The sequence below is a fragment of the Paenibacillus uliginis N3/975 genome (genome assembly GCF_900177425.1).
In the GTDB taxonomy this organism is placed as follows: Bacteria; Bacillota; Bacilli; order Paenibacillales; family Paenibacillaceae; genus Paenibacillus_AQ; species Paenibacillus_AQ uliginis.
On the sequence record NZ_LT840184.1, the window covers coordinates 3553074 to 3568120 of the forward strand.

Genomic DNA, 15047 nt, shown 5'->3' on the forward strand with positions numbered 1-15047 from the left:
TATCTTTGAAAGGGAACGAAGTGGTTATGAAATAGTTAAATTTTATTTTTCTTTTATCGGCAAGTAGATCTGGACTTTCGTACCCTTACCTACCTCACTAATTATGCGTAATTCTCCATGATGTAACTTAATGATCTCATCTGATATGGACAGACCCAGACCACTGCCAGGTGCATGTTGATCTACTTTGTAAAATTTTTGCAGCACATTCTCTAGATCCTCCTCTGCGATTCCTGCGCCAGTGTCCTCAACGGTAATAACGACTTGTCCTAGAGCTGTATGAGCGTGTACAAAAATTCGACCAGAGGCATCTGTAAATTTGAGCGAATTATCAATTAGATTAATCAGTACTTGCTTCAATCGATTCTCGTCTACTTGAATGGTAGGGAGATTCTCCTCTGCTTGTATTTCGAGTGAGACTCCTTGCCGAGCAGCTCTTGGAGCAAGTTGTCTACCCACATGATGCAATAATTCTGATAAATGGACAGGTGCTGAGTGTATGACAATTCTTCCGTTATCCAGTTTTGAGAAATCTAACAGTTCTTCCACCATACGAGACAACCTGTCGCTTTCTGATTCAATAATAGCAAATCCTTCTTTAAGGATTTGCTCGTTGTGATTCCCACTCGATTTCAGCGTTATGGCCCAGCCTTTAATTGACGTTAACGGCGTTCGCAGTTCATGGGACACGGATGAAATGAAATCGTTTTTAAGCTGTTCGCTCTTCAAAATTCTACCTGCCATCATATTTAACGTATCAGCCAGAGAACCCAGTTCATCCTGATATCGTTTATGTACTCTTATGCTGAAGTCTCCTTCTGTCATCTGATCGGCTGCCTGTTTAAGATCCTTAATTGATCTCGTGATGGTCCGAGACAACAATAGTCCAAGAATGGTAACAATCGCAATAACAAGCAGACCCACACAGATCAGTACGACTGCAATACGATTAACCGTATGTAGTGTTTCAGTCAAGGAAGTGACAAATCTGACTTCTCCCACGATGATATCATGGGCTCGTAAGGGAAAAGATACCGCTAATATCGCTTCTTGAGTGGAAGGGTCCTTTCCTCTCCAAGTGCCGGGTTGTCCTTGGAGTGCAGTTCGTACATCTAAATACGTAGTCATGTCATTGCCGCCTGGAAGTCCGGTAGAGTCCTGCAAAAGTCGTCCTGAGGAATTAATAATCTGCACTTGCGCATCCGAGTTATGTGCAAACCCCTTCAATAATCGATACGATTGTTTCTCCAGATCTTCTTCGGCAAAATATTGCTGAAAAAAAGAAGCAGACAGCTCTGCTTGATTCATCAGAATCCGCTCTACATTATGAAGATAATAATATCTCACGTAAACCATGAGAAAAATCTCAAGAATGAGAACAGTGATAAAGATGACCACAAGATAACTTCCTACTAATCTTTTCTGAATACCCACTTCTTAACCGTCCTTCCTGAAGCGGTATCCCACTCCCCATACCGTTTCGATCCAATGTGGGTTGGAGCCATCATCTTCAATCTTTTCCCGTAACTTTCGCACATGAACATCTACTGTTTTAGGATCTCCGATATAATCCTCTCCCCATACGAGATTTAATAATTCATTCCGGGACAGTGCTGTATCGGGATGTTCTAGAAAAGTTCTAACTAGTTGAAATTCCTTCGGCGTTAATTCAATAAAGATGTCATGTTTGAACACTTTATTCGAATTCAGATCCATCCGAATTGGACCGGATTGAATCACGGATCTTTGCGGTTTTAGAGCAGTTTCTGTTCGGCGCAATATCGCTTTAATTCGTGCTACAAGCTCTAACGGATTAAATGGTTTGACAATATAATCATCAGCACCGATTTCTAGTCCTTTGATTTTATCCAGATCTTGTCCGCGTGCAGTTAAAAAGACGATAATGACCGCAGGCTCTATCTCTCTTAACTGTTGGCAGATTTCAAATCCATCAGCATCTGGCAGCATAATGTCCAGGACAACAACATCGGGTCTATTCGCAGTGAAGAGTTGTATCGCTTCTCCTCCAAATGCAGCCTCACTCACCACAAATCCGTTATTTATTAAATTAATCGATACAAAACGTCTAATATGTGCATCATCTTCAACAATAAGTACTTGATTACGATTAGCGGTATCTATAGCTTCCACCCCCATAGCTCGATTTCTAACAAGAAAAATGCAAAAAAGCTCTCTCCGTAAAGAGACAGCCTTGAACTCAGATCCATATTCTTACTTGAGTAATTATTACATGTGGATATTACTCCAAATTGATCAACTTGTCAAAAGCTTCTACCGACCAAGGAAACCTGTCAACTGGGTGCAAGACGGACCTTATGCGACCTCCTACTGATCTTCCTTCGGTTCCAATGTCATTTTCTTCGATAAATATACAGCAACGAAAACCGCCGTAATACCGCCCACTAGCTTACCGACAATCATCGGGAAAATCATTTCTCTAGCTACTCCTGCTGTAAAGCCAAGGTGATCGCCAAACACAAATGCAGCTGATACAGCGAAGGCCACATTTATAACTTTGCCCCGGGCATCCATATCCTTCATCATGTTAAACATCGGGATGACGTTGGCGAGCGTTGCTACCATACCCGCTGCCGCAACCTCGTTCATGCCTAACATTTTACCCATTTTCATTAACGACTTATTGAACACTTTTGTAATAACAAATACCATCGTAAAGGCGCCTGCCAGCACAATCGCAATATCACCTACGATCTCGATACCTTCTCCAATAGGAGCAAGGCCAGGAATGATTGTGATCCCTGTCAGCTGCTGAACAATGGCGGCTGCAAGTCCTAATGTCGCTACAATGACGATGAATGTTCCAAAAACTGTGAAACCCTTAATCATACCATCAGGAATTTTCCAAAGACCAAGTACGATTAATACTGCGAATAGGATGATTGGAACCAGGTTGGATAGAATCATGCCGATGGAGAAACCGGCAACAAGCCCCCCTACCAAGCAGCCAAGCGGAATCGTAACGATACCAGCCAGTACACCGGTAGCCAAGAACTTCTGATCTTCCTTTCTGATTATGCCAAGCGCAACCGGAATGATAAACACGATCGTCGGTCCGAGCATTGCACCCAAAATAGCTCCGGCAAACAGGCCCGCCTGTGGGTCCTGCGCCAGTTCAAGAGCGAGTGAGAAACCGCCCATGTCATTTGCTAACAGCGTAGTCGCAAACATCGAGGGATCTGCGCCGAGCGCGGTATATAGCGGTACGACAATCGGGCTTAACAGTTTGGCCAAAACAGGGGACAGTGATATGATCCCTACCATCGCCAGTGTTAAAGCTCCCATTGCCATAATACCTTCTTCAAATTGCTGACCTAACCCAAACTTACTCCCGATACTTTTGTCTAGCGCACCGAGAACCATGAAAAAAACCATTAAGTAAATAATGATTTCATTAATTTCCATGATTGTTGTCCTCCATTCTTATTAGAACTGTTAAAACAAACCGCATTTCATCTATGAGCAAGCTCCAGCGAATCGACGATGCCTACGATGACCGCATCAACTGGCACGTCTGCGGCAGCTAGCGATTTTCTAGCAGCGCCTCCTCTCGTAACTAGCACGGTGTCGCCGATGCCTGCGCCCGCATTATCTGCTGCTACGAAATAATCGTGCTGAACCGGATTACCATAGGAATTTGGCTTGATTACAAGGAAAGTCAGTCCATTCAGCTTCTTATCTTTTCGGGTAGCCCATAAACTGCCCACAACTTCTCCTACAATCATCGTTTCACCTCACCCATTACCTTCTGCGTACACGCATCTGATGCGTATGCAAATAGTCCTGCGCCAGCGGTGTAATTATACTGTGCCGGCCAACTACGATCTCTTTCACGTTTTGAAGACGGTATTTTTTCACATCAGCTTCGGTAATAACTTTGCTTGTTAATATTTCCGATTGGGGATTTATGTCAACACGGGCATCCTCGCTGTGTACTTCTTCTTGATTCTCTGCCAGTCGTTCATCTTCCAGACAAGCACTCAGCAGGTCCGATTCCCGTGCTATCTTAATACCATAGCTTTGGAGTTTATTTGCAGAGCCGTCATACAGCTTGTACAGCATAACAGGAGATGTTTGCTTATATTTCCTGTAAAGCAGCCCTTCCTCCAGAACAACAACCCTTTTCCCTTTTAGCAGCATAGTCAGTACAAAACGTTCACGTGCACTTGCGCTTATGCCATTAGCTAAATAAGACAGCAGCCCAATGCACATCTTCGGAATAATTAGCAGATCGCAATCTCTGACCGATTCGTCGTAATAGCGCACCTCGTAGTATGGATTCAGAATTCTCTCCAGCACAGGAACAGGCTCTGTAGACAGAAGGATCGCTTTTTTACTGATCGCAATCGGCTCGGTCGTCTGTGCCTGCTGCAGCCTCTTTAACACTTCGGCCGCTACCGCTTCAATGAGTGCTGTCCGATCCAGAGCTTGAATGTCCATTTGTTCACACACTCCTGGTCCTAGTTGCCTTTCTTCAAAATCTGACCCTTCGTGCCTTTCGTGAATCCGCATGCATTCGCTTCGTCGTAGTCAATATGCATATATGTTTCGTAGTTGGAACTCACTCGTATCAGCACGTCGTCAAATATGAGAGGACGTTTGCCATACACTTTAACCTGTACGATTTCGCCGTTTTTCACGTTGTATTTCTCGGCTTCTTCCGCTTTCACGTGAATATGACGCTGAGCTGCAATTAAACCTTGGTGGAGTCTAATTATATTGCTGCCTGAAGCGATTATAATGCCCGGGGTGTCTTCTAATTTCCCGCTTTCTCTAACGGGAACAGACAGGCCCAATACGACAGCATCCGTATGCGATACTTCTACCTGTGATTCTTTACGTTCCGGACCGAGCACAACGACATTGTACAAAGCGCCTTTAGGTCCAATTAGCGTAACACGCTCTTTGCAAGCATATTGTCCAGGTTGGGACAGGTCGCGTGCTTTCGTCAATTGATAGCCTTTTCCGAAAAGCTCATCTATCGCTTCCCGGTTCAAATGAACATGCTTGCCTGATGCTTCGATTTCGATAAAGGTTTGTTCCTGTACTCTCTTGATTACTTCTTTCACAATATCTTCTACCAGTTGATTATTCACCATTCACACCTCATCAGTCGTACTGTCCTACGCGAATTCGGAACATCATGATCCAGAATAACGAAGACAGCCGGTTCAATGTCCGGATGATATCTTCGCGCTCAACGGACCCGTGTTCGTTTTTGAAAGCCTGGTAAGCCTGCAGTTCCGTCTCCCTCGTCAATGTGCGCAACGCATTTATGACAACAACCGCTTCGCCCATATCATAGCTGGGTTGGAAATGTTCTAATCCAAAGTATTTCTTGGGAAAATGGGACTGTTCACGCAATTCCTTGGCTGACATCCCAAGTAAATGAAACTCATCTATACTTTCACTAAGTACTTCACATCGCACAATTTGCCGTACAAATAGTAAGATTTTTTCCAAATCATCGACCAGCTTGGTCATGTTAAGCTTGAAGCAGCTAATTTGGGATTCCAGAATTTTCGTTTCCAACGAATCTAACTTGCCACGGAATACGATCCGAGGATGATCTTTAAATACAAGCATATTTCCATACAGATGAGTCATGTGCTCTGGCTTTGTTTCCAAAAAACCGCCATACAGCGTACGAAAACGTTTTTTTCCTTCTGCCGGGTTTTGCAGACTGTCCAGTTTTTTAGTAATTTGCAGCCTGACTTCCTTCTTGGGTGTCGAGGCTTCGGTCTCAGTGGCTCCGACATAACGAAGTTCAATCTGATGATCTGTCAAAAAACTTTTGGCGGAAGGTGTTAAAATCGTTCCAACTTCAGCCTCGTATACGGCAACATCTTGCAAATTCTGATTTCGAAAGTGCTTGCGCAGTTCGCTTTCTGTAATAACAGCCATATTTTCACATCCTTTTACACTCGGGCATCAGGGGCCGCTTGGCGATAGGATTGCGACAGGCGGGTAGACGGACGCGGAGCATCCGCATCCGTCATTGATCGTCAGGCCTGTCCGAAAATCGTTATTATTCCACTGTTTTCGCCTTAGGCAAGATTGCGTCCACTTCAGAATGTGGTCTTGGAATAACATGTACGGACAACAATTCACCTACACGTTCTGCCGCTGCAGCACCCGCGTCTGTTGCTGCTTTAACAGCACCTACGTCGCCACGAACCATAACTGTCACAAGACCTGCGCCGATTTGCTCTTTACCGATCAATGTTACGTTAGCAGCTTTAACCATTGCATCCGCTGCTTCGATTGCTCCAACCAAACCTTTTGTTTCTACCATTCCCAATGCGTTTGTGCTTGCCATAATAAATTTCCTCCTTGATGTATGTTGTTTTAGGGTTTAACTTCGATTACAAGTGAACAATTTGCACTTTAAACTAAAATTTTTCTGCCAATATCCGTTTTACAATCATGTCAATCAATTGCTCTTTATCGGCAAGATTTATTGTAGAGCCTTCAGGGTACGATTGCGGTACTGGCTCCATCAAATCTTCTAACTCCTTCACCCCGTAAGCCAATCTACGAATGTTGAGTAGATTAAGCGGGCTTATGTTATCAGATGTTGAACTACCCCCTACCGCCCCAGATCCTAGCGTAAGTGCCGGAGAAAGTGCGGTCGTTCCACCAATTCCGCCAAGTGCGCCTGGCGTATTAACTAATAGCCTGGACACTGGCTTCTTCAGAGCAAATTCACGAACGATCTCGTCATTTTCTGAGTGAATCATCATTGTATGTCCAGCGCCTTCCAATTTTAATATCTCGATGCAGCGTTCACATGCCGATTCCCAATCCTCTTCTGTATAGAAGGCTAAGATTGGACCCAACTTTTCTCGGGAATAAGGAACATTTTCTCCAACACGAGTTTCTTCAGCGATAAGTACGCGTATTCCAGCCGGAACTTGCAATTTAGCCAACTTTGCGATATGTTCAACGCTTCTGCCGACAATTTGTGGATTCATTGAACCATTGGGACGCAAAATAATTTTTCCCAGTTTTTCAGCTTCCTCAGTCGAGAGAAAATATGCGCCTTGCTTCTTGAGCTCTGCCATAACCGCTTCTTTACTGCACGTTTCCACAATGATTGATTGTTCAGACGCACATATCGTACCATTGTCGAATGTCTTGGAATCCAAGATACGTTTGACCGCGAGAGGAATATTGGCGCTCTTCTCGATAAAAGCCGGACCATTGCCTGGACCGACACCGATAGCTGGCGTTCCGGATGAATACGCTGCTTTAACCATAGCCGTACCGCCAGTAGCGAGTATCAAGTTGACATCTTTATGCTTCATCAATGCGTCTGTTCCCTGTATCGTTGGAACACTAATAACACTAATGGCTCCGTCTGGGCATCCTGCTGCGATAGCTGCTTCGTTGACTACACGCACCGTCTCCATAATGCACTTTAACGCATTTGGATGAGGTGAGAACACAATGCTATTGGCAGCTTTTATGGCAATCAATGCTTTATAAATGACAGTCGATGTCGGATTAGTGGATGGAATCAATCCTGCAACTACGCCGACCGGCACAGCTACTTCCATCACTTTATTTGTTTTGTCTTCCTTTAGTATGCCCACTGTTTTCATTTTTTTAATCGACTCATACACATGCTTGGCTGCAAAATTGTTCTTTATAATCTTGTCCTGCCAGCGACCAAAGCCCGTTTCTTCACTTGCCATTTTCGCCAGTTTCTCACTTTGATTGTAACCAGCATCGGAAATTGCTTTTACGATGGCGTCAATCTGTACCTGTGTCATTACAGCCAGCTTAGCTTGCGCCTCTTTGGCCTTCTTAATCAGGTTGCGAGCTTCTTGAATGGATCTTAGGTCCTTATCCAATGTTTCCATCAACATTCCTTCTCTCCATTGGTATTATTATTACGAACTGGCCTTCTTCGTATTCTTGCCCCGCTTTACTGCAGGTGCTGATTCTAGTCGTGAATCCTTCGCCTTACCCCGGCTTGCCGGCCGAGTCTCTGCTCGTTCAAGAGCCACAACAATATCAGCCTCAGGCCCGGGCTTGTTGCCTTTACGGCCAGAAGGTTTGCTTGTGTCAGGTACTTGCTTAATCGTACCGGCAGTCGCCTTGCCTTCATCGGCTGCCTGCTTGATCGTATCGGTGATCGCCTTACCTGCATCAGCCACCTGCTTGATCGTACCGTTAGTCGCCTTACCTGCATCAGCATCGGGCTTGATTTCACCAGCTTCCGAGGTAGCCGCAACGGCTGCCAGCTTTATATCAGCGGCTAGTGGGTCCGCTGTACCTTCTGCAAGCTGCGCCTTGCTCGCGCTTGCATTAACCGGACTTGCAACCAAAGCGACTGTTTCCTCATGCAACCTAGGAATGACATGCCTTGTAAAGAGCACATCCAGTTGAGCAGCTATCTCTGCTCCCGCTTCCACCGCAGCCTGCACGGCACCGACCTCGCCGCTCAGCTTGACTGTCACCAAACCGCCCTTGATGACTTCCAAACCGATGCAGTTGACACCTGCTGCTTTCAAAGCTGCATCCGCAGCTGCGACTGCTCCCAAATACCCTTTTACTTCTATTAGGCCTAACGCGTTATATCTCATTGGTAGCTATCCTTAATAACTCGTCGGGTTGTCTGCGACGAATTGTACCGATTCTGCAAAAGCGTCACATGCCGCCTTGCAGGCAGATTGGCTGCCCGTCAGCAGAGCACCACCGAAGTTAGTCTCGGAAGGCGGCCCGAAGAAGGCAGCAATCGACACATCGGCTGCCTTAAGCGCCGCATCGAGCGCAAACATCGCTTCCATCGGGGGCGCGATCAAATACGCCAGCGCTTCACCCTCTTTAATGTTGGCGGTCTGGGACAAATATGTTCCTGTACGGGAGACTAGATGGGCAAAATAAGGGATGCTGTTATCATCATTCGCGCTGACAAAGTGTGCTCCGCTCTTGATAAATTCAACGGCGGCGTTCAAGCCGCTGCGTACTTCTTCCGGGCTCGGACCTGCCAGAATGCCGATGACCTCGCCAACCAGCTTCGTGGAAGCATTCGCCGAGCCGGCATACATGCTTTTTGCATATACAACATCCACGTCAGCTGCTTTAGTTGCTTCGTCTAGCGCTGCATAAGTGACATCGTCAATGTCAGCAGTAATGATCCCTAAACTTTTGTGGTTAGATTTCAGTTCCAGTTTGTCAGCCATGTCAGGACTTACGTTGGAAATGAGCTTCACGCCCAACACTTTTGCATGAATAGGTTCGTTTCTCATACGAGCCTCCTTGCATTGCTATATTTTCAAATCAATACCCGAAGCTTGTCTGTCTATCATCGTCTTAATCAATTCGGCAATATGCGCCCCCGCTTCTACCGCCGGAGTACCTCCCGAGTGAATGTTCGAGATTACAGTGCGTCTCGCTTCTGGCATTCCTATTGTCGGTCTATAAGCGATGTATGCACTCATCGATTCTGCCGTTACAAGCCCCGGCCGCTCGCCGACGAGCAGACAAACTACATCCGCTCCGGTGACTTCTCCGACTACGTCCATAGAAGGAACTCGGCAATGCTTGACGAACAGAATGTCGCCGACTTCGATGCCATACATCTTGAGCCCTTGCGCGATGGCAGGTGTAATGTCGCGCAAGTTCGCTTCAATCGCTGCCGAACTCAGACCGTCGCCGACCATTAACTGTACCTTGGCCTTTTGGGCTGTATTCTGCCTAATATAGGCAAGTGTCTCTGTAGAGAACTGACGGCCCAGATCCGGCCTGGTAATATACTCATCCTTGTCCCGGCACAGTGTTTCAACCGCTATAAGGTTCATTTCCTTCACAAAATCCTCGGACACGTAGGAAAACACAGCGTCTTGGGCAGCGGCATGGTCAGCACGGAATCGTAAAGACGTAAGCGTCATATAGCGCGGGCCTGCTCGCCAAACTCCAAGGCGGGCGGGTGTCTTTTCTTTCATTTTGAGGTATCCGTCCCGATCAGCTGGCTCTGGTACCAGAAGCAGCTTCCGAAGGTTGATTTCCGTAATATCGTCCAGACATTCTCCGCTGTCTACTTGCACTTCTACAGCTGTTTTGTTCTCCAATTGTCCAGAAGAGACTGGGCTGACCGTGGCCTGTTGGGCAGGAGCTTTTGTATTGGCAGACTTGGCGGCTCCCTCCGACTTGTCTCCTACCATTTCCATCAGAATTGATTCAATCATCGACTTCAGATCTTTTTCATTCATAAGAGCTTCCTCCTTTCCTACTTAAGAAACACAGATGCGTCTCCGGCTTTTTTAGTCAGCTTACCGTTCTCGATAAAGCCCATCTTCTCCATCCATTGCTCAAACTCACGGATCGGACGCAGCCCAAGCAGTTCACGTAATGTTGCAGTCTCGTGATAACCGGTTGTCTGATAGTTCAGCATGACATCGTCGCCATGCGGGATACCCATGAAGAAATTGCAGCCAGCCGTTGACAGTAGAACAGCCAGATTTTCCAGATCGTTCTGATCCGCCTTCATATGGTTCGTATAACATGCGTCGCAACCCATCGAAATGCCAGTAAGTTTTCCCATGAAGTGATCTTCCAGACCAGCACGGATGACTTGCTTGGCATCATATAAAAATTCGGGACCAATGAAACCGACCACAGTGTTAACGAGAAAAGGGTTATATCTTTTGGCAAAGCCATAGCATCGCGCTTCCATGGTCACTTGATCGACCCCGTGATGGGCTTCGGAAGACAGCTCAGAACCTTGCCCCGTCTCAAAATACATCACATTCGGACCAGTCACCTGTCCATGTTGCAAAACAAGTTGCTGTGCTTCATCAATCGTTGCTGCATTGAAGCCAAATGCTGTATTGCCCTTCTCCGAGCCTGCAATCGATTGGAAGATGAGGCCTGTTGGCGCGCCGCGCCTTACAGCCTCCATCTGAGTCGTTACGTGTGCCAGTACGCATGATTGCGTAGGAATATCCCACTTTTGCCTGAATTCTTCAAAACGCTTCAAGTTGCGCATGACACTCTCCACGGAGTCATCCACCGGGTTAAGTCCAAGTACCGCATCACCGATCCCAAAGGTCAAACCTTCCATTAAGGAAGCCATAATGCCATCGGTATCATCAGTAGGGTGATTCGGCTGCAGACGAGCAGACAATGTACCAGAACGTCCAATCGTCGTATTGGCGTGAGCCGTAATCCGAATTTTTTTGGCCCCGTATATCAGATCGAGGTTGGACATAATTTTGGTAACTGCTGCTATCATCTCGGCTGTAAGTCCACGAGATACACGCTTGATGTTAGCTTCCGTCGTGTTTTCGTTTAAAATCCATTCCCGAAATTCTTCCACGGTCCAGTTTTGAATTTCGCTGTAAATGCGTTCATTGACTTGATCTTGATCAATTCGTGTAACCTCATCCTGTTCATAGGGAACCGCAGGATTGTTGCGGAGGTCCGACAACTTGATTTGGGACAGCACTACCTTCGCTGCAACACGCTCTTCTGCCGATTCAGCTCCTAGCCCGGCAAGCTTATCACCCGATTTTTCCTCATTTGCTTTTGCCATGACATCCATAAGTGTTTTGAATTGATAAATATGACCAAACAGTTTAGTTTTCAAAATCACAATAGATCCTCCTTCCAAATTCAACTCAGGTTAGTTAAACACGAGAGTCTTTACGACGACAGGCAATACTTTGCCGCCTGCGATCGGCTTGCCAATGTCAATATAGTCTCCGTTATCAACTTGAATGCTGTCGATACATACGACATTCTTCTTGTAACCAAGCAGGGCATAAAGAGTCTGACCAAGCACCTTCGCCATATCGTGATGGACAATTACTATAAGCGGGTACTCCCTTTCCAACAGCTCTGCCATTCCTTGATGCAGTCCATGAGCATACTTCTGCACGTCAAGAAAGCTTGGATTGCTCTTCCCTTCCAGCGCAATGGCGACTCGCTGCAGATCATTGTTCAGCTTGAACCAATTCAATTTGTCGGAAATGGCTCGCATCAGTACCTCAGCGTTTCCCGATTCATCAATAGCTGCGAGCTTCAGAATCGGAATATTCTTAATCGGAAAGCTTTCTTCCGTATAAGTAATTGTGCTGCCGCTAATCTCGGTCGTATGTGAACCAGCACCCACGACAGTGGCGCGGATCGTCTCGACTGGTCTGGTTACAGTCATCCGCTGAGTCAGTAGGGAATCGGCGATTGCCCTGCCGAGCAGGATCCCAATGTCCCCATACTGAAACACGTCACCCTCCACTTCCTGATAGATGCAGTCAGCTACCCCGCCCGAGAAGGAGATGCATGGAATATTCCGATCCAGCTTCAACCCTTTGTTCGTAAGGATGGTGTCATAGAAATCGTCTGGCGGCCGCAGGCCGACACTTTCTTCGAGCAGCTTGACCATCTCCCCGATTATCGGCGCCAGAACGGTTGTTGTCGCCTGCTGGCCAAGGGTCAACTGTATTCCCCTTCGCTCCGCAAGCAATTTGATCTTGGGTGCGATATAAGTTATCTCGCGCGTCTCCGAATTGACTTTAATCAAACGCCCGCCAATATCAAGACATCCCGTGTCCAGCAGCTCGCCACCAGAGAACAACGCCAGATTGCTGGTGCCTCCGCCAATATCAATATTGACGATAGAAGTGGAATGCTCCTTGGAGTATGTATGTGCACCCGCACCTTTGGCGGCAATGATGCTTTCCAAATCCGGGCCTGCGGTAGCGACCACGAAATCTCCAGCAAAGCCGCTTAACGACAACAGCACTTCGTTGGCGTTCTCTTTACGGGCAGTCTCACCGGTTATAATGACAGCACCAGTCTGAATCTCTTCTTTGCGAATGCCGGCTTTGCGGTACTGCTCTTGTACGAACTCCTGAATTTGCTGCACATCAATTCGGTTATCCACTAGCACGGGCGTAAAGCAAATATCGCTCCGATAAACAACTTCCTTATCCGTAATAACCAGGCGAGGTACCGAAAAAGAGGATGCCAGGTTCTGAATATGCAGCTTCGACAGCACAAGCTGCGTCGTGGATGTTCCCATATCAATCCCAACGCTCAACAATTGTTCGCTCACTCTCTCACCTCCATCTCTTGGTTTCACATACATACAAACAAAGAGGCCTAATGTTATTCCAATTCGCTAATAGCGGGAATTTATAACCTTAAGCCTCATTGCTTATACGACTACGACTTTGTAGCCTGACTATTTATTTTTTAAAAGCGAACGTAACAGTCGTCCCATCACCACTCGACGTAATGACTAACTTTCCTTTCAGCTTGTCCTGTACATAGCTGTTAACAATGGACAACCCAAAGCTCTTGTATGAACCATCACTAGTGGAAAATCCATTCCCGTTATCTACCACTTTCATGGTGACCAAATCGCCTTCCATTTGTGCATTTACAGTAATCATGCCATCCATACCATCTTCAAATGCATGTTCGCAGCTATTTTGCAAAAGCTCGTTGACAATCAATGCAATCGCTACGGTGCGATCACTGTCCAAGCAGATGCTCTGCTCCACTGTTATGTCGATATGGATATTTTTACAATCTTCAAAGCAGCGTTGAAGATTGGCAGCTATAAGCTGAAGGACGCCAAGCAAATCAACATGCGATTCGATCTCCCTTGATAAAAGCTCATGAGTTGATGCAATGGCGAGCACTCTGCTGATGCTTTCGTTTAAGTATCTTTTCGCTTCCGGGCTTTCGCTCTGTCGTTCTTGAATACGGAGTAATGAAGCGACTGTCTGCAAATTGTTTTTAACCCGGTGGTGAACTTCACGAATTGCAACCGATTTGGAAATGATCTGCGCTTCCTTTTCCTTAATTTCAGTTACATCATGTATGATGACGCCGACACGGTAATCCCGCTGCGCAATAAAAATCTTCTTCACCTGATAATAATAGCTTGCTATCTTCACATCTTTAACTAACCGACTGGAAGGAGAAGAATAAAATTTCTTCATAACACCCGAAAAGGTCGTCTGATCCAGAGACAGATTATCATAATGCAATCCCTGAATGTCCTCCAAATAACCTAGCCGCCGGTAATATGCGTCTGCCTTTATATTCTTGAGCTTTACAAAGCCGTTTTTGTCAAATATAAGAACGGCATCCTCCAGCTGATCAATGATCGAATGCAAGACACCATATTCGTTCTTGCGCAGCGCATTCTTACTTACAATGGAGCGCTCGTACAGTGAGTTACCCGTGTCCGAACGATTAGGATACACTACAATTGCCTCATTCTCCACGCAGGACAACACGTCGATTAATCCATCATCCTGCTCAGCGGACATTTCGAACGACTCGGCCATTTCTGTAATCCGGACGATGTTAGCGTCGCTCAATCCCGTACGACGTTTACATAGATACGCGATTTGATCCTTGAAATCACTCATAGGAAATGACGATCGTTGTTGCAATTTCCATCATCGGACACCGTCGATCCATACTAAGTTTGCGCAAGATTTGATAGGCCTCCTCTTCGGAATAACCGCTTTCCTTCATCAGGATCCCTTTCGCCCTCTCTACCGCTTTCCTCTCTTCCATCTTTTGCGATAGCTTCGACAAATCATGTTCCAGCTTGCGTATTTCCTTGCCTCTCGCAATCGTTACTTTCAGCATCGGAATGAACGATTTTTCATCAAGCGGTTTTACAATATAACCAAGTACACCGATAGCGGATGCTTTTTCAACCGTTTTTTTATCACTGAAGGCAGTCAAGAGAATAACTCCACCTGTCAGTCGATCCGCTATGATTCTTTTACTCGCCTTTACCCCGTCCAGGATTGGCATTTGAACATCCATAATGACCAGATCAGGCTGATGCATTTTGCATAACTCAATGGCCTCAAAACCATCAGAAGCTTCACCTACCACATTGTAGTTCGCCTCTTTCAACATCCCATGAATATCCATTCTTGTAATAGGTTCATCATCGACTATTACAATTTTTCCATTCAATTGGATACACCTCGTAGTCTGTCTAGATTTACTTGTATGCTGCGAATCTT

The 15047-nt window shown here is 46.1% G+C and carries 15 protein-coding genes and 1 pseudogene; all 16 read right to left on the reverse strand.

Translation table 11 applies throughout. The features are described 5' to 3' along the window. Positions 1–42: 42 nt before the first annotated feature. The 16 genes and pseudogenes from B9N86_RS16760 to B9N86_RS16835 all read right to left on the reverse strand — a co-directional run bounded on the left by B9N86_RS16760 (position 43) and on the right by B9N86_RS16835 (position 14997). On the reverse strand, positions 43–1434 hold the full coding sequence (locus B9N86_RS16760) for a sensor histidine kinase (RefSeq protein WP_208914304.1): 1392 nt from the start codon (positions 1432–1434) through the stop codon (positions 43–45). 3 nt (positions 1435–1437) lie between these two features. After that, positions 1438–2157 (reverse strand): response regulator transcription factor, encoded by a 720-nt coding sequence (locus tag B9N86_RS16765; RefSeq protein WP_208914305.1) that lies wholly within the window; start codon positions 2155–2157, stop codon positions 1438–1440. Between the two features lie 189 nt (positions 2158–2346). Then, positions 2347–3444 carry an ethanolamine utilization protein EutH gene (gene eutH, locus B9N86_RS16770; protein WP_208914306.1) on the reverse strand — a complete coding sequence of 366 codons (1098 nt, stop codon included), beginning with the start codon at positions 3442–3444 and terminating at the stop codon, positions 2347–2349. Between the two features lie 47 nt (positions 3445–3491). After that, positions 3492–3764 carry a EutN/CcmL family microcompartment protein gene (locus tag B9N86_RS16775; RefSeq protein WP_208914307.1) on the reverse strand — a complete coding sequence of 91 codons (273 nt, stop codon included), beginning with the start codon at positions 3762–3764 and terminating at the stop codon, positions 3492–3494. Between the two features lie 16 nt (positions 3765–3780). After that, positions 3781–4479 carry an ethanolamine utilization protein gene (locus tag B9N86_RS16780; protein ID WP_208914308.1) on the reverse strand — a complete coding sequence of 233 codons (699 nt, stop codon included), beginning with the start codon at positions 4477–4479 and terminating at the stop codon, positions 3781–3783. A 20-nt stretch (positions 4480–4499) separates the two neighbouring features. Next, a complete protein-coding gene (eutD, locus tag B9N86_RS16785) occupies positions 4500–5135 on the reverse strand; it encodes an ethanolamine utilization phosphate acetyltransferase EutD (RefSeq protein ID WP_208920453.1) in 636 nt (211 codons plus the stop codon). A gap of 13 nt (positions 5136–5148) precedes the next feature. Next, entirely contained in the window at positions 5149–5943 is a 795-nt protein-coding gene (locus tag B9N86_RS16790) for a cobalamin adenosyltransferase (RefSeq protein ID WP_208914309.1), read from the reverse strand. 124 nt (positions 5944–6067) lie between these two features. Continuing rightward, positions 6068–6358 carry a BMC domain-containing protein gene (locus B9N86_RS16795; protein ID WP_208914310.1) on the reverse strand — a complete coding sequence of 97 codons (291 nt, stop codon included), beginning with the start codon at positions 6356–6358 and terminating at the stop codon, positions 6068–6070. 73 nt (positions 6359–6431) lie between these two features. Further along, the gene (locus B9N86_RS16800; protein ID WP_208914311.1) at positions 6432–7904 is read right to left on the reverse strand and encodes an acetaldehyde dehydrogenase (acetylating); all 1473 of its coding nucleotides are present in this window, start codon (positions 7902–7904) and stop codon (positions 6432–6434) included. A 465-nt stretch (positions 7905–8369) separates the two neighbouring features. Next, positions 8370–8630, reverse strand: a pseudogene (locus B9N86_RS31090) (BMC domain-containing protein); the annotation flags it as partial. Between the two features lie 12 nt (positions 8631–8642). Further along, positions 8643–9296, reverse strand: a complete 654-nt coding sequence (gene eutL, locus B9N86_RS16810; RefSeq protein ID WP_208914313.1) for an ethanolamine utilization microcompartment protein EutL — start codon at positions 9294–9296, stop codon at positions 8643–8645. A gap of 18 nt (positions 9297–9314) precedes the next feature. Beyond that, the gene (gene eutC, locus B9N86_RS16815) at positions 9315–10259 is read right to left on the reverse strand and encodes an ethanolamine ammonia-lyase subunit EutC (protein WP_208914314.1); all 945 of its coding nucleotides are present in this window, start codon (positions 10257–10259) and stop codon (positions 9315–9317) included. Between the two features lie 17 nt (positions 10260–10276). Next, complete coding sequence (locus tag B9N86_RS16820; protein ID WP_208914315.1) at positions 10277–11641, reverse strand: ethanolamine ammonia-lyase subunit EutB; 1365 nt, start codon at positions 11639–11641, stop codon at positions 10277–10279. 30 nt (positions 11642–11671) lie between these two features. Then, entirely contained in the window at positions 11672–13102 is a 1431-nt protein-coding gene (gene eutA / locus B9N86_RS16825) for an ethanolamine ammonia-lyase reactivating factor EutA (protein ID WP_208914316.1), read from the reverse strand. Between the two features lie 133 nt (positions 13103–13235). Beyond that, entirely contained in the window at positions 13236–14432 is a 1197-nt protein-coding gene (locus B9N86_RS16830; protein ID WP_208914317.1) for a histidine kinase N-terminal domain-containing protein, read from the reverse strand. Then, positions 14425–14997 carry an ANTAR domain-containing response regulator gene (locus tag B9N86_RS16835; RefSeq protein WP_208914318.1) on the reverse strand — a complete coding sequence of 191 codons (573 nt, stop codon included), beginning with the start codon at positions 14995–14997 and terminating at the stop codon, positions 14425–14427. The genes B9N86_RS16830 and B9N86_RS16835 overlap by 8 nt, the downstream gene beginning before the upstream one ends. Positions 14998–15047: the final 50 nt, after the last annotated feature.